Origin of the sequence: Streptomyces sp. DH12 (genome assembly GCF_020873895.1) — a bacterium.
Classification (GTDB): Bacteria; Actinomycetota; Actinomycetes; order Streptomycetales; family Streptomycetaceae; genus Streptomyces.
This window is the reverse complement of record NZ_JAHWGT010001267.1, coordinates 1-431: the sequence shown is the minus strand read 5'-3', so window position 1 is coordinate 431 and position 431 is coordinate 1. Positions and strand designations below refer to the sequence as shown.

The following is a 431-nucleotide window of genomic DNA, read 5'->3' as shown; positions in this document are numbered from 1 at the left end:
CCCATGACGTGCAGGGTGACGCCGGCGGTGCGGCCCTCGGCGTCGGTGAGCAGGTCCAGCACGAGCGCGTTCTCGATCGTGCGGAGCCCTCGCGCGCGGACCGCCTCGACCAGGGCGCGGGAGATCTCCGCGCCGGTGGCGTCGCCGCCCGCGTGGGCGATGCGGCGGCGGTGGTGGCCGCCCTCGCGGGTGAGCTCCAGGACGCCGTCGGCGGACTCGTCGAACTGCGCGCCGGTCGCGATGAGCCGCCGTACGGCGTCGGGGCCCTCGGTGACCAGGATGCGCACCGCCTCCTCGTCGCACAGGCCCGCGCCGGCGACCAGGGTGTCCTCGAAGTGCTGCTCGGGGGTGTCGCCCTCGCCGAGGGCCGCGGCGATGCCGCCCTGCGCCCAGCGGGTCGAGCCGTCGTCGAGGCGCGCCTTGGTGACCAC

Annotated in this window: 1 protein-coding gene; it reads right to left on the bottom strand. The window is 76.8% G+C overall.

Annotation, left to right across the window (positions count from 1 at the left end; genetic code table 11):
• Positions 1-431: FAD-binding protein (locus LPA54_RS39605; protein ID WP_228985243.1), on the bottom strand; the 431-nt coding region annotated here is incomplete at both ends.